The following is a 19310-nucleotide window of genomic DNA, read 5'->3' on the forward strand; positions in this document are numbered from 1 at the left end:
ATTCTTTTTACTTATAGTCTTTAAGCTTTTTTAGTGTTTCAAATTCGAGCATAAATATTAGAAACTGTTATATATCATTATTTTTTTTGATGCACACAGTCTTTGTGTTTGTAAGCGTATTCTGCGACATTTTTCCTGGTTGATACAGATAGCAGGACAATTTTTTCTTAAAAAATATAAAATACCCCGAAAAGCGTGACAGCCTTTCAGGGTAGCTGATTATTAAGAGTCCGCCTCTTCTGCTTTTTCCGTTTCCTCAGAGTCAACTTCCAGTCCGGCTGCCAGGTACAGTGCTTCTTTTGCCTCGTTATATTCGTCGGTAAACTGATTAAAATTGTCTCTACGTTCAACTACACTGCTGTATGTATCATTTACGAGATCTATTTGTTCTTGAAGTTCATCGACCGTGAGTTCTTCATTTTTAAATGATTCGTATAATTTCATGTCGCTCTCTATCGCTGAGCTATAGCTTTCGTACAGTTGTCCATAGGCTTCATATCTGCCCGCCATCGCTTCTTTTACCGCATCAGCTTCAGCATCGGCATCTTCAATACCGTCCATCTCTTCTTCTCCGAGCTTGTATTCCTCATAAGCTTCATCAATACTTTCTTTTTCTTTCTCAAGTAATTCTGAGCGTTCTTCTGCATGACCCGCGGCTTTATCTGCCAGCTCTTCAATTTCGTCAATTTCATCGAGCCCTAAAGCCAGCATTTCGTCATAAAGCTCCTGCTCCTGCTGCTCAAGTTCAATCATCGGTTCCTGCTGTTCCTGAAAGCCTTCCTCTAATGATACTGCCTCCTCAAGGTGGGTATACACCTGCTCTTCGGCACTGCTGCTGCAGGCAGCAAGAGAAATGCTCAATAGAACAATAAGTACCAGGGCCCCCTGTTTATGTATGAACACCTTCACTTACCCCTCCCGCTTGTCTTACAAGTTATATGTATAAACGATGCATAGTTACCTTACCAATCATAAAGGAAGCTATGGGCGAAATCAATATCACTGACTAACTTTACAAAGTTTCCTCCAGATGGGTAATCACCCAAACAAAACTCAGCTTTTTACATAGGGTATTAAAGAAAACGTCCCCAGGATGTTGATTAAAGGAGGGAACACTATGTGGGGTAACAACAGCAATTACGGTTATGATCCTTGCGGATACGGTGGTTATGGTCACGACAGAGGATGTGGCTTTGCGCTCATCGTTGTATTGTTTATTCTGCTTGTCATAGTAGGAGCATCAAAATTTTATTGTAAAGATTAATCCACCAGCAGATCCGGAGAAGGCTCCCTTCAGAGCCTCTCCTTTTCTAATTACATGTTCGTCAAAATTTGATATACTAACAGCAATATAATCTAAACTTGATAGTAGTTTGGCATACTGTTTATTACTTAGAATATACGCCGAACTTCCCCATTATTTTTTACTGATCACAGGAGGCAGCAACATGATAACAATGAAAGATATAGTAAGAGAAGGTCACCCGGCGCTTCGCGAGGTTTCCCAGGAAGTACAGCTTCCTTTATCGGCAGAAGACCGCCAAACGCTGGAAAGCATGCTTGATTTCCTTAAAAACAGCCAGAATCCTGAGACGGCTGAAAAATATGAACTCCGGTCCGGAGTCGGCCTGGCTGCTCCCCAGCTTGGAATAAAAAAGCGGATGTTTGCCATGCACTTGACCGATGATCGGGAACAGGAATACAGCTATGGATTGATCAACCCGAAAATAGTCAGCCATTCCGTCGAATTAACACACCTTGAAGGTGGAGAAGGCTGTTTATCGGTGGACCGGGAAGTTCCGGGTTCAGTGCCGCGTTACGCTCGTATAACGATAGAAGCCGCAACACTCGAGGAAGAGAAAGTGAAATTGAGGCTGCGCGGGCTGCCCGCCATAGTATTTCAGCATGAACTGGATCATTTAAACGGTGTTATGTTTTATGATCGAATTGAGGATTACGAGGATGAGCTTAAAAAAGAACTTCCGAAGCTTTAAATATGAATGGTGAACAGATGATTAAAGAACGCTTCCAATTATCAATTATGATAGTCGGAAGCGTTTTATTTTACCCTGTATGCTGATGAATCTTTTTTAGGAGGCAACGTCATAAGTCATGCAGCCGCGGGGGCAGCTTCAAAATACATTGCCTGCAATTATGAAAAACTTGCCTTCTCGACTAAAATGTATGTGCTAGGAAAGGAGCCCGATTTTTCTCAATCCTTCTCTTATCCCATCTTCATACACAGGTGAAGTTACCATATCAGCTTCCCTTTTTACTTCCTCAAGGGCATTGCCCATTGCGATACCGATACCGGCTTCCCGGAGCATTTCTCTATCATTTAAGGCATCCCCAAATGCAGCTGTTTCATCCATTGAATATCCTAAATGCTTCGCGACAGCCCTCAATCCTTCCGCTTTGGAGCCGCCGGTTGGCAGGACATCCAAAGCGAGCCTGTGCCAGCGTACAAAATCAAATGGTTTAAATTGACGGGAATATTGATCCTCTTCCTCTCTGCCGCAGAACAACAGAGCCTGATATGTTTCCGTCTGTTTATAAAAGGATTCATCGATTGGAGGATATTCCATCTTTAGATCCCTCAGACTTTCTGCAATATCCGCATGTTTATCCTGGTTTGCCCTTGCCTCTTCGTGATCTAAAAACACCATTGGATGCTCCGATTTATCAGCAAACTGACAAAGCTTCTCTAAATCTTGCATGTGCAGTGGTTTTTTCTCAATTACTTCTCCATCCGCTACCACATACGATCCGTTGAAGCTCACAAACGTAGAGATATTAAGCTCCTTGCGAAGGTCTTCAAACATAAAAGGAGCTCTACCTGTCGCAATCGCAACATACACACCCTGCTCCTGCAGTACTTTAATCGCTTCCTTCGCTGACTGCGGAAGGATCATGTCCTTCGTAAACAATGTCCCATCAATATCAAAAAATACAATTTTCGGCTGGCGCATGATTTCCCCTCTTTTCGTTTTTTCTCCACTCCATCATTTTTCTTTATTATTTTTTCTCCATAAATAGTATGAAACATTTTTTCATGAATGAAAAGAGAACACACTTTAGTTTCCATTATTTAAAAGGAAAATTTTCGTGCCAAAGTTTCCACACTATAACAAACAGAGTGAAGTACGGAGGTGTGAAACAATGAAAAAATGGCGGAAGAAAATAATCAATCGGTGCCGAAAACTTCTCCCAAAACAGCGGTATTTACCGAATGGATCAAATGCAATTACTCCTGTTGTGTTGAAATAATTTCATAAATCAGCTACAATTTGATAATTGGAATCACGTGCGTATCGTTTTATTTTCTTTTTTTCCCTTTTAAAAAGATGAAAAGAGAATACGATTGATTTATAATAACGGTATCAAAGAAGCCGGCTTAATCTGAATGGGATATCGCAGAGGACTTTTGCCCGCTGATCGGAAGCGGTATTCCAAAAGGATTTCAATAGAAGATTAGATAAAAGGAGAGATATTTAGATATGATCTACAAAGTATTTTATCAGAAAAATTTCATGGAGGTACCAGTCCGTGAAAATACAGACTCGATCTTAATCGAAGCAGATAGTGAAAAAGAAGTGAGAAGACACCTCGCTGATAAAAAGTATAATATCGAGTTTATTCAGCAGGTTTCCGATGAGCAGCTCGCCTTTGAAAAACAGAGCGAAGATTTCAAATTGGAGAAGAAATAACAGATGAAACAATTAAATAAAAATCAAGTAGCTGTTTTTGCCTTGGGCGGCTTAGGCGAAATCGGTAAAAATACGTATGCTATTGAGTATCAGGATGAAATTATTATTATAGATGCAGGAATCATGTTTCCAGAAGATGAACTTCTCGGTATTGATTATGTCATTCCTGATTACACTTACCTTGCTAAAAATAAGGATAAAATCAAAGGGCTGTTTGTTACGCACGGCCATGAAGACCACATTGGCGGAATCCCATACCTTCTCAGAGAGATGAATATTCCGGTTTACGGCGGGCAGCTGGCAGTCGGTCTATTAAAAGGAAAGCTGGAAGAGCACGGACTGCTCAGGAAAGCGAAATTAAATATTGTAAAAGAGGATCAGACTATTTCTTTTAAAAAATTAAAGGTTTCGTTTTTCCGCACGACCCACAGCATACCCGACTCCTTTGGGATTGTCGTCAACACACCGGAAGGCAATATTGTACACACTGGGGATTTCAAATTTGATTTCACTCCAGTAGGTGAGCCGGCAAATCTGTCGAAAATGGCGCAGATCGGCGAAGACGGAGTGCTCTGCCTTCTTTCCGACAGCACCAACAGTGAAGTTCCCGGTTTTACCATGTCGGAACGTAAAGTCGGAGAAAGTATTAACAATATATTCAGGCAGGCAGAAGGCCGCATTATTTTTGCGACATTCGCCTCGAATATTTACCGTCTTCAGCAGGCGGTAGAAGCAGCCGTTAAACACGGACGCAAGATTGCTGTTTTTGGCCGGAGCATGGAGTCAGCCATTACTATCGGCCAGGAGCTTGGCTATATTAAAGCTCCAAAGGATACATTTGTAGAGCCTTCTCAGCTGAACCGCCTTCCTGATGATCAGGCTGCGATACTCTGTACAGGAAGCCAGGGCGAGCCCATGGCTGCGCTCTCCCGGATTGCTCATGGTACGCACCGTCAGATTCAAATCATTCCAGGGGATACTGTTGTATTTTCAAGCTCACCTATTCCTGGAAATACGTTGTCGGTTAACAAAATTATTAATCAGCTCACACGTGCCGGCGCGAGAGTAATTCACGGGTCATTAAACAATATTCATACGTCGGGTCACGGCGGCCAGGAGGAACAAAAGCTGATGCTCCGGCTGATCCGTCCAAAGTACTTTATGCCGATTCACGGTGAATATAGAATGCTTAAAAACCACGTGAGACTTGCAAAGGATTGTGGTGTTCCAGAGGAGAATTCCTTTGTAATGGAAATTGGAGATGTGCTTGCACTGACCAATAAGAGCGCTGCACTGGCTGGAAAGGTGCCGTCCGGTTCTGTTTATGTAGATGGAAACGGTATCGGTGACATCGGCAATATTGTGCTGCGCGACCGCCGAATCCTATCCGAGGAAGGGCTGGTTGTCGTTGTGGTAAGTATTGATATGAAAAACTTCAAAGTGTCTGCTGGTCCGGACATTATCTCTCGCGGGTTTGTATATATGCGTGAATCCGGAGAGTTGATAAACGACGCCCAGCGCAAATTAACATCTCATTTAGATGAGGTAATGAAACGAAAAACAACGCAGTGGGCAGAAATTAAAAATGAAATCATTGACCAGCTTTCTCCTTATTTATATGAACGCACAAAGAGAAAACCAATGATTTTGCCAATTATCATGGAAGTATAAGAAAAACCGGACAAAGTCCGAGGCCACTGAAAAAGTCCTTTCTATCTGAAAGAGCTGTTAATGTTTGTTGTGGATTATACAAAGGGAAAAACGAAAAAGAGTGATTTTCTTTGGTTTATAAAAGAAAATCACTCTTTTTTTGTACAAACGATATAAGATTGAAGCGAAGAATAGCGAATGGAAACATAGACACGGATATGAGGTCGCCTCATCTTCGGGTCTCGAAGGCATGCGCATTCAAGGTGCTATGGCGATTTTTACAGCTAATGTGAAACAAATCGTTAAACGAATGGAAGGAATAGAGGGCACAAACCACTTGAAATTATACGAAGATCGGTCTGTGAGGAAATTAAATTCCACAGAGACCGCTTTATTAAAATTCTACTTTTCAAAGACCTTCAGTTTTTCAGTAGCTTCAAAAACCCGACCGGTTTTTTGGAGACGATGGAGTTTATTATTAAATTGAAGAACGGAAGGCGGCGACGTCGGGATCAGCGCCGTCTGAAAATCCATTCTGACGAAGCTTCGCTGAAGCTGAATTAGTTGAAGACAAGCCCCACGGAAAGCTTCCGCCTGCAGGGATGAAATCAACATAATCTTCCTTAATCTTTTAAAAGAAAGCGGCTGTGCCAATATATTTTTGGTAACAGCCGCTTTTATATTAAGTTCATCCTAAGTGCGACTCAGACGGGTGATTTACGCCAGGAAACTTTCTCAGTGCAGCTGCTTCACTGCCGCAAATGTATGCAATCAGCCTTCGTTATCATCAATCCAATGGTTTTCGAGCCGGTTTATATCAGCATCCGCACCAACAACAATCAATATATCCCCGTTTTCTATAGCTTCATTTGGCTGTGGCGATACTTTTATATCATCGCTTCTTTTAATAGCGAGAATGTTGCAGCCGTATTTTTCACGAAAGTCAAGATCAATAATTGTTTCTCCGGCAATCTTTTGGCCGGCCATTAATTCGACAATGCTGTATTCATCAGAAAGCTCTAAGTAATCCAGTACATTTTTCGATACAACGTTATGCGCGATTCTCACACCGATATCTCGTTCAGGGTGAACGACTTCATCCGCCCCGATACGATTCAGCACCTTTTCGTGGTGAAGATTCTGCGCTTTAACAGTAATGTGCTTCACGCCGAGCTCATCCAAAATTTGAGTTGTCATAATGCTGGCAAGAATATTATCCCCGATTGCTACAATGACATGGTCAAAATTTCGTATCCCCAGTCCGCGCAGTGCTTTTTCATCTGTGCTGTCGGCAATGACTGCCTGTGTCACGATATTTGAAAACTCGTTTACTTTTTCTTCATCACTATCGATCGCAAGAACATTCATGCCTTCTTCGGCAAGACGTTTGCAGATACTGCCTCCAAAACGCCCCAGTCCAATCACAGCAAATTCCTTTTTCATCTGCGTTCCTCCATTGCACTATAATGCTTCAGCTTTACCTATTTTATCGGATACCGGAGCGGGAAGCAAAACAATTTTACGGTTTCTGAAGCTCTCCCCATGTGAGTGGACCGACGATGCCGTCCACCGCAAGCTTTCTCGCATACTGATAAGCTCTCACTGCTTTGGATGTTTTGGGACCGAAGATTCCATCTGTCTGCCCAGGAGAGAAGCCAGCCTTCCGGAGCAGGGACTGCAGGGAGACTACGGCTTCTCCTCTCATTCCCTCTTGCAGCATCGGCCGCTTGGCTGCAAATGATCCTGCTTTCTGACGGACGGCGCCTCGAAAATCATGCATGTTAAGCGCCGGGCACCGTGTTGAAGAATTTCCAGGGCATTCGGAATGACCGAAAACGGCGAGCTCAGGCTTGTCTTTCTGCAGATAACGCACCAGTTCCACCGCCGCTGCATATTGCTTTAGCGGTGGTGAATGTGTTGTGAAATCACCAACAAGGCAGATGCCGATTGATTTCAGATTGTGACTGGAAACATGATACGACACAGTAGTCAGCTTCTGAGTTTCCTGAACGATCCCATTTTTTAAAATAACGTAATGATAACCGATACCAGGCCAGTCATGGTGATTAATGTGAAAATTGGCAAAAGCCAGCGAAGTTCCTGAGCTGGTAGCACTGTGGTGAATTACAATTTGACGGACAGCTGATAAATCTCTTTTGTGATAGCGTTTGTGATTATGAATGGGCAGAGACTGTGAGATATTTTTAATTATTATTGAAACCACCTCCACTGTCTATATGAATTCATCGAATGAAAATGGAGGAGGTGAGTTTTTGCTAATTATTCACAGATGCCCAGCGTCCGTTTTCGAGCCGCTTTTCTTCAGCTGAAAGCTTCAGTTTTTTGAGTATTTTGGTGAGATCTTTTGCTTCCTTATAAGTTACGATCGAGATAACCGAACCTGCCCTGCCCATCCTGCCTGTTCTCCCGGCACGGTGGGTATATTCTTCAGCGTGCATCGGAACATCTAACTGAATGACGCAGGGGAGGTCTTCAATATCAAGGCCTCTGGCAGCAAGGTCCGTCGCAAGCAACAGTTCAATTTTTCCATTACGAAAAGAAGTAATCGCCTGTTCACGCTCCAGCTTCGAGCTGCCCCCGCTGAGTACAGCAAGCTTAAGCTTTTTATAGATCAGCTTGCCGGCAGTTTCTTCGAGCTTATCTGCGTCTTTTATAAATACGAGTGCTGGGACGTTTAGAGTGCGGATAAGCCGGCGGAGCTGGTCCACTTTCTCCCGTCTCTCACATATTACATACGAATGATCTACTCTTTGTCTATCCTCGTCACTCGCTGTCAGACGGACCACTTTGTAGTTCTCCAGGATTTCAGATGCATAATGCTCTAATTCTGCTGGAATTGTAGCAGAAGTGAAAATCATCTGCCGCTCCCGCGGGGCAGCTTTCCAGATTCGCTCTAAACTCTGCATATGCTCTTTCGTCATCAGCTGGTCACACTCGTCAACGATGATCTTGTTTACTCCATGTATCTTAAGCTTTTTGCGTTCCATCAGCTCAATCAGCCGTCCTGGGGTTCCGATGACAATGTGTACTGGTTTTTTTAATTTATCTATTTGCCGATTTATGTTTGCCCCGCCTATAAACGCCGCCGTCGTAATGGCGCTTCCGTCTGTCCATCTTTTTACTTCGGTATGAATCTGCATAACAAGCTCACGTGTAGGGGCTACAATGACGGCCTGTGTCTGGTGGTTTTTCGTGTCAATTCCAGAAAGAACCGGAAACAAGTAAGCAATTGTCTTACCGCTGCCAGTCGGTGATTCAAATAATAGGTCATGCCCTTCAGTCAGCAGCGGAATAATTGCTTCCTGCACCTCGGTCGGTTCTGCAAAGCTTTGCTTCTGCCAATTGTCCTGAAGAAAGGCGGGGAGCTGCTTTATGATGGATGTTTCCTGCATTTTATGCCTCTTTTCTTATTAGTAAGATTGCTCGACTGTTTATAAAATACCATAGATAACGGAAAAAAAGAAAGACTGCCAGCATTTTTGCGGCAGCCTTCCGTAATAAAGGTGATTTATTTCTTTTCTGTGTTCCCGAGCACGCGGTTGACCCGTTTTGTCAGCATCTTCATTCCGCCCCCGCCTGCCTGGAAATGGCGAAGTGCGCCGTCCTTATCGAACACATAATAAGCTGGGACATATTCGTTTTGAAACGCATCAGTCAGCTTGTGCTCATTATCTACAAAAATCGGCTGTGTGATACCGTGCTCCTCAGCCACTTTTTGAATCTGGTCCAGATCGAGATCCTTTTCAGAACGCGGCATATGAACAGCCACGACATTTAAGTCATCCTTATATTCATCGCGGAATTCATTTACATTCGGCATGGCTTCTTTGCACAGGCCGCAGCTTACGGACCAAAAATGAAATAGTGTCGGTTTGTCGCCGATTAGATCATCCTTCGTAACTTCTCCGTTATACCAGGCAGTCGCACCGGTAATATCAGGCATTTCCGATCTTAGTTTAAGTGCCATTAACCCATACTCCTCCTTTGTCTCGATGTAGAAACCTTTATAAGCATATTACAGTAAAATACGTCTTATTCCATAAAAGAGGCCCAACCTCGGAGTCAGACCTCTTTTTCATGATTTAATTACAATTAAACGCTCAGTGTTTCCTGGCCAGGCTTCCAGTTTGCCGGGCAGAGTCCGCCAGTCTGCAGTGCCTGCAGAACACGAAGAGTCTCGTCCACATCACGTCCGATATTATTATGATTTACCACAGAATACATCAATTCGCCTTCCGGGCTGATAATAAACAGACCACGGAGTGCTACACCTTCATCCTCAATCAGAACGCCGTAGTCACGGGAAATCTGATGATTGGTATCTGCAGCGAGGGGATATTCCAAATCTCCAAGACCGTTATCATCGCGGGAGGTATTAATCCACGCCTTGTGAGTGTGGATAGTATCCGTAGATACCCCGATAACCTCTGCATCTAGATCTTCGAATTCATCGTAGCGGTCACTGATTGACGTTATTTCTGTCGGGCAGACAAATGTGAAGTCCATCGGATAGAAAAATAGTACTGTCCACTTGTCTTCCTTCATGTTTTCTTCCAGGCTTACTTTTCCAAATTCTTTATCCGGCAGAACTGCATCCATCTCAAAACGAGGTGCCTGCTTAGCTACCATGCGCTTTTCACTCATTAATAATCCACTCCTTTAATCTCTATTATCTGTAAACACATAGATTATTATAATACGACTTCCTAATTAAAGTCAATATTATATTATAATCAATGTAAATAGTACATCCACACACAATATAAACTTTACCCTGCTGTGATAATTTCAAACCTATAATTGTGCGGATATATTATAAATATTTAATGAGAAAATGCTTGTAGTATTTCTCATTCCAAATACAACACTAATAGATTTTAAACTGAAAGTAAACCTTTGCGCATTTGAGCTCTGTGAAATTTTTGTGTTATACTTTTCGACGAACTTAAACATACTTAGTTTTACTTCATCAAATCAGGGTAAACAAAAATCGACACGTTCAGTTTAAGGAGAGGATCATATGGGACAAACGTTTAATTTTGAAAGCGGGTTCTGGGCCACATTGGTCGGAGGGGCTTCCTTAATTGCATTACAGATTCTGCTCGTTATTATTGGTTATTTTATAGCACGAGCCATCGGAAAAAAAGTAATTACCCGAGGTTTTTCCCGGATGCAGGATCGAAAGAATGTACATCCCGGTCGGATCCAAACCTTATTAAAGCTTTCCATCAGTATTTTCTCGTATATATTAGTATTTGTGTTAGTTACCATAGTGGTTGGTATCTTCGGACTTGATATTGCACCGCTCATTGCAGGAGCCGGTGTTGTCGGACTGGCCATTGGTTTCGGTGCTCAGGGCCTTGTCAGTGACGTAGTAACTGGCTTTTTCATTTTACTTGAGAAACAAGTAGATGTTGAAGAGTATGTAACGGCCGCGGGTATAGACGGCATCATTGAAGAAGTCGGACTTCGAACCACACAGATCCGCGGCTTTGACGGCACTCTTCATTTTATTCCTAACCGGGAAATAAGCACCGTTTCCAATCATACCCGCGGTAATATGAGAGCTCTTGTCGATATCAGCATTTCCTATGATGATAATATGGATGAAGCGATAAAGTTACTGCAGGAGGTCTGTGACCAGGTGGCGGCAGAAGAACCGGCGGTAGTTGAAGGCCCGAATGTTCTTGGGGTACAGTCGCTCGGAGATTCAGATGTCGTTATCCGCATTCTTGGTAAAACTGAAAATATGGAGCAGTGGGGCATTGAAAGAAAACTCCGTAAAGCCTGTAAAGAAGCACTTGATGCCCATGGTATTGAAATTCCCTTTCCACATCAGGTATATGTGGAAAAAAAGGAAGCGTAAGCACTGCGCAAAAATAAAACCGGCCATACAGTCATGGCCGGTTTTCCCGTGCATAAAGAGAGCTCTATGATTTTAAACTAGTTAATCTGGGGCAACGTCTTCTTATCCTTTTTTAGCTCAGATTGACAAAGCGGACACACTGGCTTCTTCTCAAAAGTGAAATTCTCCCTCATCCAGCCATTGCAATCATCATTCGTGCACGCCCAGATGGACGTCTCCACTTCCGGTCGTTCTTCTTTTCTATTATTATAATAAGACATGCTCATTACCCCTTCCTCTTTCCATTATAACCTATTTTCGATCACAGTATGATAGAAAGAAGAAAGTTAAGTTCCCTGCTTTAAAAAATTTTGAGTTAATTAATCATTAAATACCGCTCAGGTTCAGCTTTCTGAGCTTTGCCTGGAACTTTTAAAAAACTCAATCATGTGATCTACTGCCACTTGTATCGCGTCTTCCTTTGGCTCAATTCTGCTGTCATGCAGACCGTAAGGAGTATCGACTCCAAGCCAGAACATAACCCCGGGGATTTCCTCGAGAAAGTATCCAAAATCCTCTCCAGTCATTGCTTCCCCACATTCTACAAGATGTACACCGCTTCGACGTTCTGTAAAATTCATAAAGTCTCGTGTCAGCGCCTCATCATTATACACCTGACAATAATTAGCACCCCAGTCAATTGTTGATTCGCAGGTAAAGCCCGTTTCGATACCGCGGACAAGAGCTTCTATTCTCTCTTTTACCTCATGCATACTCTCTATGGATAAGGAACGGATGGTACCTTCCAGCCTCGCTTTTTCTGCAATAATGTTCTGCTTCGTGCCTCCTGTAATTTTGCCGATTGTCACTACCCCAGAATCAAGCGGATCAACGTTCCTTGCAACAATTGTCTGCAGCTGTGTAACGAGGTGGCTTGCTGCGACCACCATATCATTCGCTGTATGCGGACGGGCTGCATGGCCTCCTCTGCCAGTCAGATCAATGAAAAGTTCAGACGTATTGGCAAAGAGAAGTCCAGGTTTTGTGGCAATTGTGCCGACTGGATAGTCAGGAGCAATATGGAGAGCGTATATTTCATCCGGTTTCCACTTCTTAAATTCAGCGGAAGCAAGCAGCGGTTCTGCCCCGCCAGGCCCCTCTTCAGCTGGCTGAAAAATAAAAAGCAGGTTGTCATCCGGCTGATTTTCGGCAAAGTAATGCAGGATACCAAGCGCAATTGTCATATGAAGATCATGTCCGCAGGCATGCATCATTCCCTCATGCTCGCTCATAAAATCGTAGGTAGTATTCTCTTCAATCGGAAGGCCGTCGATGTCCGTTCGATAGCCGATTGTTCTCAACGGAGCGGTGCCTTCTACAAATACAAGCAGGCCAGTTTTCCACTCCGTGAGGCTAAGATGCTGTTTCGGCATTTGACTAAGAATTTTTTTCAGATAAGTCTGCGTTCTTACTTCACTGAAGCCGATTTCCGGGATACGGTGAAGGTCGCGTCGAATCGATATTAATTTATTATACTTCATTACTGAGCCCCCTCTCTCCGTGCGGCAAGCTCTTCTTCTAAGGCTAGAACAAAGGTGTCCGTTTCTTTTTCGGTCAGTGTCAGCGGTGGAAGAATCCGGATAATCGTCCCCTGCGTCACATTAACCATAAAACCGCGGTGAAGCAGCTGACGTTGAATCTGCTTTACTTCTTTTGAGTCTGCATGAAGAAGTACTCCGAGCATCATGCCCCGGCCGCGGATTTCTTTAATCTGCCCGCCGGATCTCACCTTCAAAAACTCAAGCTGCTCCCATAAATAATCAGCACTGCGGCGGCCTTCTTCAAGCCCATTCTGGTCAAAAAGCACATCAAGTACAGCATTACCCATGGCCGCGCTCAGCGGAGACGGACCAAAAGTGGTTCCGTGGTCACCCGGCCGAAAAAGATCCTCTACTCTTTTTCCTGCAATAATACCTCCAAGCGGAAGTCCTCCGCCAATTCCCTTTGCAAATACAATTATATCCGGCTGCACACTCGTATGCTGATAAGAAAAAAATTTACCAGTGCGGCCGATTCCTGTTTGAATTTCATCAATACAGAATAAAATGCCATACTTACGGCAGAGCTTTTCTGCTCCTTCAAGATATTCCCTGCTAAGAGGCATAATACCTCCGGACCCGAGTACAGGCTCCAGTAAAAGAGCCGCCGGTTTATCTTCTTTAAGCACGCGTTCAAGCACTTCAAGGTCCTCTGCTTTTGTTTCATATACAGGATAGTCAGCGGCAGGAAAATCCTGATATATTCCTGGCTGCCTTGTTAATTTAACTACACCGAGAGTCCTTCCGTGAAAACTATTTTGAAGCACTGCCACCCCGTTGTTATTGTTACCAGCATGTTTTTTCCATTTATGAATCAGCTTGACGGCAGCTTCTGTCGCTTCTGCACCGGAATTGGCAAAAAACACTTTCCCAGGAATAGACTCCCTGAGCAGTCGCTCGGCAAGTGTGATAGCAGGCTTATTTAAAAAGACATTGGATATATGCAAAAATTGCTTCGCCTGCTCGTTTAATTTTTCAAGAAGATAAGGGTGAGAGTGACCAAGGATGTTCACGGCAAGTCCTGTGAAAAGATCGAGATATTTTTTGCCCGTGTCGTCAATTAAACAGTTCCCTTCTCCACGTTCAATAGTAATCGGAAGCCTTTGATACGTATTCATTAAATATTGCTGATCCTTATCCATCCAATTCATGGCTGCTTCGTTCCTTTCTAAAATGATGAAGATAGCAGGAAGGCTGCCCGGCCGGAAAGTAACGTTCCGGGCAGGCAGCCTTGTTGATTAATCTTCGTTTAAGCGGCGCAATTCTTTCTTAATTTCCGTTTTTCCTCTTGTTTGATCGTCAATTTCTTTAATAACACGCGCTGGCGTCCCGGCTACTACCGTATTTGGAGGAACATCCTCTGTAACGATGGCTCCTGCTGCTACAACGGCTCCTTTGCCAACCTTAACACCTTCGAGCACGACGCAGTTTGCACCGATTACAACATTATCCTCGACAAGCACCGGCTGAGCGGATGGAGGTTCAATGACACCAGCCAGAACCGTGCCGGCTCCAATGTGGCAGTTTTCTCCTACTGTCGCACGGCCTCCCATGACTACATTCATGTCAATCATAGTATTTTCGCCGACGACAGATCCAATATTGATAGAGGCTCCCATCATGATCACGGCATTTTTGCCAATTTCCACTTGATCGCGGATGATTGCTCCCGGTTCAATTCTTGCCGGAATATCCTTCATATCAAGCAGGGGAATTGCAGAATTACGGCGGTCATTCTCTACCACATAATCATCGATTTTATCACTGTGGTCCTCAATTGCTTTTTTAATATCCTTCCATTCTCCGAATAACACACCCGTATTACCCGTGATGAAAGTTTTCGTTTCATTGCCGAAGCCGATATTTTCAAGCTCCTGCCCTCTTATATGTACCTTTACGGGAGTTGATTTTTCACTTTCAGAAATAAAAGCAATAATTTCGTTTGCATCCATTTGCTTCATGTTAGCTGCCTCCTTATCCATTCTCTTCAATAGGGTATCACAGTGAGACATTTTAGGAAATAGTTACGGCTTTATTTGAAGGAATACCGCTCTACTTTATCGAAGATGGCAGAGAAGTGATAGTAAACATATGAAGGAGGATTTTTTCATGGGATTAACAGCAGATATTTGTGATGATTTTAAAGAGGAAGTGGTACTTGCCGATCCATTATTTATTCCGTTCGGCAAAAATGTATCCTTTTACGGCCCGGTACATACGGTTAAAGTTTTTGAAGACAATGTTCTGGTAAAGCAGGCCCTCGAGTCCCTCCCCGAAGGCAGTGTATTAGTAGTCGACGGCGGCGGGTCGGAACGCTGCGCTCTCATGGGCGACAACCTGGCTGCGATCGCTGAAGAACGAAATTTAGCCGGAGTCATATTAAACGCGTGCATCCGGGATTCTCGTGAAATTAACGAAATGCCTGTTGGAATTCATGCGCTTGGCACAAACCCATTTAAATCCATCAAAAAAGGAGAAGGCAGTTCCGACATCACGCTGAGATTCGCAAATGCAGAATGGCGTCCAGGTATGTGGGCTTATGCAGATGAAGATGGCATCCTCCTTGCGGAAGAAAAGCTCTCATTAAAATAAGGTAGAGCTGTCTCATAAGTTATTGGAGACAGCTCTATTACATGTTATCTAGAAGATTACATCTTACCCCGCCTGCAGAGCTGCAGCAGCTGGTTCTGCGGACACTGGTTCCGCTATCAGCCTAAAAGCAACGCAAATTCCCATTCATGCAAATAGCGTACCTCATGTCCGCATCCAGCTCCCAGGGGGAATAGCAAAAAACAAAAAGCTTCCGAATATCATTTTTCGATAATCGGAAGCTTATTACATTCTTCAGAGACTGCTATGTTCCAGCCTCTTTTAATCACGACCTTGTCCCGGACAATATTGAGCAGCCCACTTTTTCATTATTTTTGAAATTGGGCGGTTTCTGTTGAACCTTTCAGTGCTGTAGTAGAGGATGTTCCACCGGAAATTACCTGTGCCACCTCGTCAAAATAGCCAGTCCCTACTTCTCGCTGATGGCGTGTAGCAGTATACCCGTCTGCTTCACTGGCGAACTCTGCCTGCTGCAGTTCAGAATATGCTCCCATTCCGCGGGCCTTATAGCCACGGGCCAGTTCAAACATGCTGTGATTGAGAGCATGGAAACCTGCAAGGGTCACAAATTGGAATTTATAGCCCATTTTAGCGATCTCAGCCTGGAATGTTTCAATCGTTTCTTTATCCAGATTTCCTTCCCAGTTAAATGAAGGTGAACAGTTATACGCGAGCATTTTTCCAGGGAACTTTTCGTGAATGGCATCAGCAAAACGCTTCGCCTCTTCAAGGTCCGGCTTTGAAGTTTCGCACCAGATTAAGTCTGCGTAAGGTGCATATGCCAGTCCACGCGCGATGGCCTGATCTATTCCAGCCTTTGTTCTGTAAAAACCTTCCGCTGTGCGTTCGCCTGTAATAAACTGATGGTCCGCCGGATCAATATCGCTGGTGATCAGATCTGCCGCATCAGCATCCGTCCTTGCAAGCAGAAGGGTTTTCGTGCCGCTCACATCTGCAGCGAGTCTGGCGGAAATTAGATTTCTGACTGCTACCTGCGTCGGAATTAATACTTTCCCTCCTAAATGTCCACATTTCTTTTCTGAGGCGAGCTGATCTTCAAAGTGGACACCGGAAGCACCGGCTTCAATCATTGCTTTCATGAGCTCGTATACATTAAGCTGTCCGCCAAAGCCTGCTTCCCCATCAGCTACGATCGGAGCAAAGTAATCAACATCCTCGTCGCCTTCCATATGCTGAATTTGATCGGCGCGCTGCAGTGCTTGATTAATACGTTTCACTACATTCGGCACACTATTCGCAGGATATAAGCTTTGATCGGGATACATCTGCCCGGCCAGGTTTGCGTCAGCTGCCACCTGCCAGCCGCTCAAATAAATCGCTTTCAAACCAGCCTTTACTTGCTGTACTGCCTGATTGCCTGTTAATGCGCCAAGCGAATTTACATACGGTTCATTATGAAGATGCTTCCAGAGCTTTTCAGCTCCCTTTTTCGCCAGCGTGTGTTCGATCTCCATGGATCCACGGAGCCGCACAACGTCCTCTGCGGAATAGGTTCTTTCTATGCCGATCCATCTTTCATCCTTATCCCATTCTTCCTGAAGCTTTTTTGCTTGTTCTTGAAGTTTACCCATTTGTTCTCATCTCCTCTGTTTTAGTACAGTATTTTTTCTATGTATTTATAATATAACAGTATAAACTGTTATGCAACATGTTTTTTAAAATTTCTTTGAAAATACTTTTAATCCCTTGAAATAAGCACATCTGTATCATAACAGATAAAAGATTATTTCCTTTTTATGGAAAAGTGTGCAAAAGCTGCAGACACTTCTGCTGCCCCGTCAGCTGGCCGCTGACTGCGGGATTTTCAGCAATAGCAATGAAAATAAAAAGTCCCCTTCAATTAAACGAAGGAGACTCCATCACTTATTTTGTTTCATACCACATATACTCAACCTTACTGGAGGATTTATCAGATTTTTCAATGATAATATCAGCTGTGTCAAACGTATAGACCTCTGTCCATAATTGATCCATGTCATTGTAGTAACTCTCGTCCGCTTCCCCTGCCGCTTCTTTTATTTCCTCTGTGGTAAGAGAATGTCCTGACGGCTGGTATGCAAGAGCCTGCACGGTTTGATCATTGGAGTCGATAAAAAAGGTAAACTCCCCGTACTGTTCGTATTCCGCTCCTTCAAAAGAGCCTTTCTCTTCCGCAGTTCCGAAAATCAATTCTACGTTATCAGCCGGCTCACCAAGCATATTGAGGTACTCATCTGCCTTTTCTCCTGCTACTTCACTAAACATATTCCGTGCTTCGTCTGTTTGTTCGGACGCTTCATTCGTACTGACACTTTTTACTTCCGTGGGAGCTTCTTTTACTACTGCTTCGTTCTGCTCGTATTTTTCTGCACCGGCTGCAGTCTCTGATTGTTCGTCTGCGGTGCCGCAGCCGGAGGCGAGTATAAATACCAGCCCTGCAGCCGTAATAATTGAATATCTCATCGTATCCCCCATTTTCTGACTGACCTTCTCATCTAATAGACTCATTCCTTCTCCTTTAATAAATTACACACATATTACAAGGGTTATAAAAAATGAGACGAAAGTCATACATTGATAAGTATTTAATTACGAATGCTGTCCGGCTGCCATCGAATAACGTTTAACAGCTTGGTTTTCTTTCTTTTCAATGAGATGCAGCTTCGCGGTACAGAAAATAGTAACACATAAAATGAGTAAAGAACCGAGCACGATGCCATTCCAACCAAAGGACGGCCACAGCAGACCGTAATAAAAGCTGCCAAGACTTCCTCCAAGGTAATAAGCAGTGAGATAGAGTCCGGATGCGCTAGCTTTTGCTTCCTTCGCATGGCGCGTTACCCAGGAGCTGGAGCTTGAATGGACAAAAAAGAAACCAAAGCTCAGCAGCAGCAGAGCAAGTATAATGACAGGGAAAACAGGGATGAGAGTAAGCAGGATACTTGAAGCCATGCAGGCAATCCCGAAAAACATACAAACTGTCTGCTTCCAAATATGAGCTGCCTTCCCGGCAAGTGTAGAGCTGATTGTACCGGCTCCATACGTCAGAAAAAGCATACCGAGAACAGCCGTAGAAACACTGAATGGCTCTCCACTTAAATAATAGGTGATAAAGTTAAATACACCAATAAATACAAAAAAGTGAAGCCCGCCGATAATATATGCCAGTTTCATCGCCGGCCGCTTGATATGTCTTTTGTTATCCCTGAAAAGCGCCTTCAGCTGAAATGGGCGGGCTTGAAATTGGTTTGAACGCGGAAGCAGCAGCAGGACAATAAAAAACACAACAACACTGATCGCCCCCATCACCAAAAAGGCCGTACGCCAGTCAAACGCATCGGTCAGCACACCGCTGATAAAGCGGCCGCCCATCCCGCCGAGACTGTTAGCGCTAATATAAATGCCGACTGCCACCGTCATGGCCCGCACGGCATATTCTTCACTAATATACGCCATTGCAGCAACCGGCACCCCTGCAAGGGCCGCTGCCTGAAGCACTCTCACTGCCAGCAGCCATTCAAATGAAGGAACAATACTGAGTAAAATTGTCCCAGCCACCCCAAGTGTCATCGTTACAAATATAATAACCCGTCTTCCGTAAGCGTCAGATAATGCAGTATATAGAAAAAAACTTATTCCAAGTACAAACAGGGAAATGGAGATAATTAAGCTTGAGACCGTCTCTGTGACCCCAAATTCATTTGTAAACAATGGAAGGAGCGGCTGCGGAAAATATAAATTGGCAAAAACAAGAAAGGAAGACGCACCTAAAGCAATTGTCGCCCTCCAAAACACAGCTGTCTTAATATCTATCATGTGGTGAACCTTCTTTCACTTTTACAATCTATATAAAAGCGTAGCATTCCTATTTACATAAAT

21 protein-coding genes are annotated in these 19310 nt (G+C 43.8%); 6 read left to right on the forward strand and 15 right to left on the reverse strand.

What is annotated here, in order from left to right; genetic code table 11:
• Positions 1 to 222: 222 nt before the first annotated feature.
• Positions 223 to 909, reverse strand: a complete 687-nt coding sequence (locus ACE4RR_RS02810) for a YkyA family protein (RefSeq protein WP_375533873.1) — start codon at positions 907 to 909, stop codon at positions 223 to 225.
• Between the two features lie 208 nt (positions 910 to 1117).
• Between ACE4RR_RS02810 and ACE4RR_RS02815 the strand changes: the two genes are divergently transcribed.
• Positions 1118 to 1264 carry a YjcZ family sporulation protein gene (locus ACE4RR_RS02815; protein WP_375533874.1) on the forward strand — a complete coding sequence of 49 codons (147 nt, stop codon included), beginning with the start codon at positions 1118 to 1120 and terminating at the stop codon, positions 1262 to 1264.
• 184 nt (positions 1265 to 1448) lie between these two features.
• A complete protein-coding gene (gene def / locus ACE4RR_RS02820) occupies positions 1449 to 1994 on the forward strand; it encodes a peptide deformylase (protein WP_375533875.1) in 546 nt (181 codons plus the stop codon).
• Positions 1995 to 2189: 195 nt separating this feature from the next.
• On the opposite strand, the gene ACE4RR_RS02825 is transcribed toward def, so the two are convergent.
• Positions 2190 to 2969, reverse strand: coding sequence for a Cof-type HAD-IIB family hydrolase (locus ACE4RR_RS02825; RefSeq protein ID WP_375533876.1), 780 nt, complete (start codon positions 2967 to 2969; stop codon positions 2190 to 2192).
• A gap of 528 nt (positions 2970 to 3497) precedes the next feature.
• On the opposite strand from ACE4RR_RS02825, the gene ACE4RR_RS02830 reads away from it, so the two are divergent.
• Complete coding sequence (locus tag ACE4RR_RS02830; RefSeq protein ID WP_375533877.1) at positions 3498 to 3707, forward strand: DNA-dependent RNA polymerase subunit epsilon; 210 nt, start codon at positions 3498 to 3500, stop codon at positions 3705 to 3707.
• A 3-nt stretch (positions 3708 to 3710) separates the two neighbouring features.
• Complete coding sequence (gene rnjA, locus ACE4RR_RS02835) at positions 3711 to 5378, forward strand: ribonuclease J1 (RefSeq protein ID WP_375533878.1); 1668 nt, start codon at positions 3711 to 3713, stop codon at positions 5376 to 5378.
• A gap of 381 nt (positions 5379 to 5759) precedes the next feature.
• Here the strand turns inward: rnjA and ACE4RR_RS02845 are convergent, their stop codons facing one another.
• The 6 genes from ACE4RR_RS02845 to ACE4RR_RS02870 form a co-directional block, all read right to left on the reverse strand.
• Complete coding sequence (locus ACE4RR_RS02845; protein WP_375533925.1) at positions 5760 to 5969, reverse strand: hypothetical protein; 210 nt, start codon at positions 5967 to 5969, stop codon at positions 5760 to 5762.
• Between the two features lie 159 nt (positions 5970 to 6128).
• Complete coding sequence (locus tag ACE4RR_RS02850; protein ID WP_375533879.1) at positions 6129 to 6800, reverse strand: potassium channel family protein; 672 nt, start codon at positions 6798 to 6800, stop codon at positions 6129 to 6131.
• 76 nt (positions 6801 to 6876) lie between these two features.
• Entirely contained in the window at positions 6877 to 7581 is a 705-nt protein-coding gene (locus ACE4RR_RS02855) for a peptidoglycan recognition protein family protein (protein ID WP_375533880.1), read from the reverse strand.
• 52 nt (positions 7582 to 7633) lie between these two features.
• Positions 7634 to 8770 (reverse strand): DEAD/DEAH box helicase, encoded by a 1137-nt coding sequence (locus ACE4RR_RS02860; protein WP_375533881.1) that lies wholly within the window; start codon positions 8768 to 8770, stop codon positions 7634 to 7636.
• 116 nt (positions 8771 to 8886) lie between these two features.
• Positions 8887 to 9345 carry a TlpA disulfide reductase family protein gene (locus ACE4RR_RS02865; RefSeq protein WP_375533882.1) on the reverse strand — a complete coding sequence of 153 codons (459 nt, stop codon included), beginning with the start codon at positions 9343 to 9345 and terminating at the stop codon, positions 8887 to 8889.
• A gap of 125 nt (positions 9346 to 9470) precedes the next feature.
• Positions 9471 to 10022, reverse strand: coding sequence for a peroxiredoxin (locus tag ACE4RR_RS02870; RefSeq protein WP_375533883.1), 552 nt, complete (start codon positions 10020 to 10022; stop codon positions 9471 to 9473).
• Between the two features lie 376 nt (positions 10023 to 10398).
• Here ACE4RR_RS02870 and ACE4RR_RS02875 point away from each other — a divergent pair, with 376 nt between their 5' ends.
• Positions 10399 to 11244, forward strand: a complete 846-nt coding sequence (locus tag ACE4RR_RS02875; protein ID WP_375533884.1) for a mechanosensitive ion channel family protein — start codon at positions 10399 to 10401, stop codon at positions 11242 to 11244.
• 77 nt (positions 11245 to 11321) lie between these two features.
• Here the strand turns inward: ACE4RR_RS02875 and ACE4RR_RS02880 are convergent, their stop codons facing one another.
• From ACE4RR_RS02880 to dapD, 4 genes are all read right to left on the reverse strand, one after another.
• A complete protein-coding gene (locus ACE4RR_RS02880) occupies positions 11322 to 11504 on the reverse strand; it encodes a cold-shock protein (RefSeq protein WP_375533885.1) in 183 nt (60 codons plus the stop codon).
• Between the two features lie 123 nt (positions 11505 to 11627).
• Positions 11628 to 12764, reverse strand: a complete 1137-nt coding sequence (locus tag ACE4RR_RS02885) for an N-acetyldiaminopimelate deacetylase (RefSeq protein WP_375533886.1) — start codon at positions 12762 to 12764, stop codon at positions 11628 to 11630.
• The gene (locus ACE4RR_RS02890) at positions 12764 to 13972 is read right to left on the reverse strand and encodes an aspartate aminotransferase family protein (protein WP_375533887.1); all 1209 of its coding nucleotides are present in this window, start codon (positions 13970 to 13972) and stop codon (positions 12764 to 12766) included. The genes ACE4RR_RS02885 and ACE4RR_RS02890 overlap by 1 nt, the downstream gene beginning before the upstream one ends.
• An 87-nt stretch (positions 13973 to 14059) precedes the next feature.
• Positions 14060 to 14782 carry a 2,3,4,5-tetrahydropyridine-2,6-dicarboxylate N-acetyltransferase gene (gene dapD / locus ACE4RR_RS02895; RefSeq protein WP_375533888.1) on the reverse strand — a complete coding sequence of 241 codons (723 nt, stop codon included), beginning with the start codon at positions 14780 to 14782 and terminating at the stop codon, positions 14060 to 14062.
• A gap of 148 nt (positions 14783 to 14930) precedes the next feature.
• Between dapD and rraA the strand changes: the two genes are divergently transcribed.
• Entirely contained in the window at positions 14931 to 15413 is a 483-nt protein-coding gene (gene rraA / locus ACE4RR_RS02900; protein WP_375533889.1) for a ribonuclease E activity regulator RraA, read from the forward strand.
• Positions 15414 to 15739: 326 nt separating this feature from the next.
• On the opposite strand, the gene aceA is transcribed toward rraA, so the two are convergent.
• The 3 genes from aceA to ACE4RR_RS02915 all read right to left on the reverse strand — a co-directional run bounded on the left by aceA (position 15740) and on the right by ACE4RR_RS02915 (position 19247).
• Positions 15740 to 17023 (reverse strand): isocitrate lyase, encoded by a 1284-nt coding sequence (gene aceA / locus ACE4RR_RS02905; protein WP_375533890.1) that lies wholly within the window; start codon positions 17021 to 17023, stop codon positions 15740 to 15742.
• A gap of 292 nt (positions 17024 to 17315) precedes the next feature.
• The gene (locus ACE4RR_RS02910) at positions 17316 to 17939 is read right to left on the reverse strand and encodes a hypothetical protein (RefSeq protein ID WP_375533891.1); all 624 of its coding nucleotides are present in this window, start codon (positions 17937 to 17939) and stop codon (positions 17316 to 17318) included.
• A gap of 81 nt (positions 17940 to 18020) precedes the next feature.
• Positions 18021 to 19247, reverse strand: coding sequence for an MFS transporter (locus ACE4RR_RS02915; RefSeq protein WP_375533892.1), 1227 nt, complete (start codon positions 19245 to 19247; stop codon positions 18021 to 18023).
• Positions 19248 to 19310 lie beyond the last annotated feature (63 nt).

This window comes from Alteribacillus sp. HJP-4, from assembly GCF_042139015.1.
Lineage (GTDB): Bacteria > Bacillota > Bacilli > Bacillales > Marinococcaceae > JBHIKY01.

What these genes read in the sequence shown, in the direction of transcription:
- ACE4RR_RS02815 (WP_375533874.1), top strand. Translation starts at nt 1,118, where the DNA reads ATGTGGGGTAACAACAGCAATTACGGTTATGATCCTTGCGGATACGGT.
- def (WP_375533875.1), top strand. Translation starts at nt 1,449, where the DNA reads ATGATAACAATGAAAGATATAGTAAGAGAAGGTCACCCGGCGCTTCGC.
- ACE4RR_RS02825 (WP_375533876.1), bottom strand. Translation starts at nt 2,969, where the DNA reads ATGCGCCAGCCGAAAATTGTATTTTTTGATATTGATGGGACATTGTTT.
- ACE4RR_RS02830 (WP_375533877.1), top strand. Translation starts at nt 3,498, where the DNA reads ATGATCTACAAAGTATTTTATCAGAAAAATTTCATGGAGGTACCAGTC.
- rnjA (WP_375533878.1), top strand. Translation starts at nt 3,711, where the DNA reads ATGAAACAATTAAATAAAAATCAAGTAGCTGTTTTTGCCTTGGGCGGC.
- ACE4RR_RS02850 (WP_375533879.1), bottom strand. Translation starts at nt 6,800, where the DNA reads ATGAAAAAGGAATTTGCTGTGATTGGACTGGGGCGTTTTGGAGGCAGT.
- ACE4RR_RS02860 (WP_375533881.1), bottom strand. Translation starts at nt 8,770, where the DNA reads ATGCAGGAAACATCCATCATAAAGCAGCTCCCCGCCTTTCTTCAGGAC.
- ACE4RR_RS02865 (WP_375533882.1), bottom strand. Translation starts at nt 9,345, where the DNA reads ATGGCACTTAAACTAAGATCGGAAATGCCTGATATTACCGGTGCGACT.
- ACE4RR_RS02870 (WP_375533883.1), bottom strand. Translation starts at nt 10,022, where the DNA reads ATGAGTGAAAAGCGCATGGTAGCTAAGCAGGCACCTCGTTTTGAGATG.
- ACE4RR_RS02875 (WP_375533884.1), top strand. Translation starts at nt 10,399, where the DNA reads ATGGGACAAACGTTTAATTTTGAAAGCGGGTTCTGGGCCACATTGGTC.
- ACE4RR_RS02880 (WP_375533885.1), bottom strand. Translation starts at nt 11,504, where the DNA reads ATGTCTTATTATAATAATAGAAAAGAAGAACGACCGGAAGTGGAGACG.
- ACE4RR_RS02885 (WP_375533886.1), bottom strand. Translation starts at nt 12,764, where the DNA reads ATGAAGTATAATAAATTAATATCGATTCGACGCGACCTTCACCGTATC.
- ACE4RR_RS02890 (WP_375533887.1), bottom strand. Translation starts at nt 13,972, where the DNA reads ATGAATTGGATGGATAAGGATCAGCAATATTTAATGAATACGTATCAA.
- dapD (WP_375533888.1), bottom strand. Translation starts at nt 14,782, where the DNA reads ATGAAGCAAATGGATGCAAACGAAATTATTGCTTTTATTTCTGAAAGT.
- rraA (WP_375533889.1), top strand. Translation starts at nt 14,931, where the DNA reads ATGGGATTAACAGCAGATATTTGTGATGATTTTAAAGAGGAAGTGGTA.
- aceA (WP_375533890.1), bottom strand. Translation starts at nt 17,023, where the DNA reads ATGGGTAAACTTCAAGAACAAGCAAAAAAGCTTCAGGAAGAATGGGAT.
- ACE4RR_RS02910 (WP_375533891.1), bottom strand. Translation starts at nt 17,939, where the DNA reads ATGAGTCTATTAGATGAGAAGGTCAGTCAGAAAATGGGGGATACGATG.
- ACE4RR_RS02915 (WP_375533892.1), bottom strand. Translation starts at nt 19,247, where the DNA reads ATGATAGATATTAAGACAGCTGTGTTTTGGAGGGCGACAATTGCTTTA.